Below are 1,862 nucleotides of genomic sequence, written 5' to 3'. Positions count from 1 at the left end.
GGCGGGCGTCCCCTTGAAGCGCTCGGCAAGCGAGCCGTCCACGCCCGCGGTGGGCAGGGTGTCGCGATAGCGCGCGAACCAGGGCTGTGTCGCAGCGTAGCGCAACAGTTCAACCACCGCGTGTGGCGTCACCAGGTTCTGGCGCGAGAGCCCGGAGCCGTCATAGAGCGCGTACTCCTGGGGCTTGAGCCCCACCGTTGCCAGGAAGGTGCGCACCACGTCGAGGCCCCCTTCGATGGTGCCGCCGCTTCCCTTCTCGCGGCCGAGCAAGCGCAGCGCCAGCTCGGCGTGCAGGTTCTGGCTGACCTTGTTGATGACCCGCAGGTCTTCCGCAAGAGGCCGCGAGTCGTAGCTGGCCAGCACCATGGAGCGCGGGCCGGACGGGGCCGAGCCCGTGGGTCCGCCTCCGGCCGAGGCCACCGCGGTCACGATGATGGTGGAAAAGCCCGCCAGGTCGCTGTGGCGGGCGCGCGCCCGTCCGTAGATGGCCACGCCCCGGCGCTCCAGCATGCGGCGGAAGAGCTGCGCGGCGAAGCCCGCCGGGTCCTCCATGGCCACCGACTCGGTGACGCCCGGGTCGTCGGCCGGGATGCTGCCCCAAAGCGTGAGCTGGTCCGAGCCCGGCTGGCGGTTCAGCGCGAAGCGGCGCGGGCCGCTCCCCGCCGGCGTGGTCAGGATGCGGTTGTCGAGATGGTAGTAGTCGGGGAACGGATCGAGCGTGACGAAGGCCTTCTCCCCCGCGCGGTCCCCGGGCAGCACCGTGAGGAACAGCACGTTGTCATTCAGGGTCAGGGCGGAGACAGGAGCGCCGTACTCCCAGGTGAGGTCGTCCTGCGCCCAGCCTTCGCCGTAGCGCTCGAAGGCGTAGTAGGAATCGTCGGCCACCACGTCGCCGTCAAGGTACTTCACGCCCTTCTGCACCACCTGGTCGGCCAGATCTTCCAAAGCTTTCAGGTAGGGAGCCTTGCGCTCGGTTTTCAGGTTGTAGGGCAGCGTCCGCCCGGAGAGGTTGGGATCGCCGCGGCCCACCAGCACCAGGTCGCCGTTCAGGCGGCCATACTTGTCGAGCGTGGCCGAGCTCTCCACCGTGGTGTGGAAGCGGTAGTCGGGGCCCACCAGGGCCAGAACGGCGGCAGTGGTAAACAGCTTGGTGTTCGAAGCCGGAGTGAACAAGTGGTCGGAGTTGCGCGAGTACAGGGTCTTACCCGTCGCCACCGAAACCACCTGGATGCCCCAGAAGCCGCGAGCCACATCGGGGTCGGCGAGCAACTCGGCGATGCGGGAGTCGAGCGAGGGCTTGGTGGGGGCGGCGGCTTGGACCGGGAGCGCCGCCACCAGCAGCGTCACCAGCATCCCCAGCAGCCATGCGCGCGGGCGAACCATGCTCATTGAGCGGATTCTAGCACCAATAAGCCGTCATCCTGAGTTCGCCGCGGCGAACGAAGGACCTTGCGTTTGATTTTGGTTGTCATCCTGAGCGAGGCCGGAGTCCGCCGAGGGCGGACGACGGCCGAATCGAAGGACCCCTACCACGCTCGTGCTTCGATGCCGCTCCAAGGCGTTCTCACGGTGCATTGCAATTCCCAGGCGGGCATCCGTTCTCGTAGAAATGCCTTAGGGCTGCTCGGCGGCCCGGGCATTCCCGGGGTCCTTCGACTCGCCCCATCGCCCTTGATCGGGCTCGGTCAGGATGACATTAGCGAGGTTGTCGGAGGGCTTCCCCACCGCCCTGGCTGGGCTTCTTGCGCCGGTGTACGGCGCAGAATTCTCTTGACAATCGGCTGCTCTGTCTGTTATTTCTGTACTTACAGAAACAACAGTAGATACCGCCATGTCCACTCTTTCACCCGTCACCCAAAAAT

Annotated in this window: 1 protein-coding gene; it reads right to left on the bottom strand. The window is 66.5% G+C overall.

Translation table 11 applies throughout. The features are described 5' to 3' along the window. A partial coding sequence (gene dacB / locus VGQ94_01655) for a D-alanyl-D-alanine carboxypeptidase/D-alanyl-D-alanine-endopeptidase (protein HEV2021213.1) occupies positions 1 to 1,389 on the bottom strand: 1,389 nt, incomplete at its 3' end. Positions 1,390 to 1,862: the final 473 nt, after the last annotated feature.

This window comes from Terriglobales bacterium (assembly GCA_035937135.1).
GTDB lineage: Bacteria > Acidobacteriota > Terriglobia > Terriglobales > Acidobacteriaceae > DASYVL01.
Note: the sequence above shows the minus strand (reverse complement) of the source record. Positions and strands in the feature narration are given on the sequence as shown.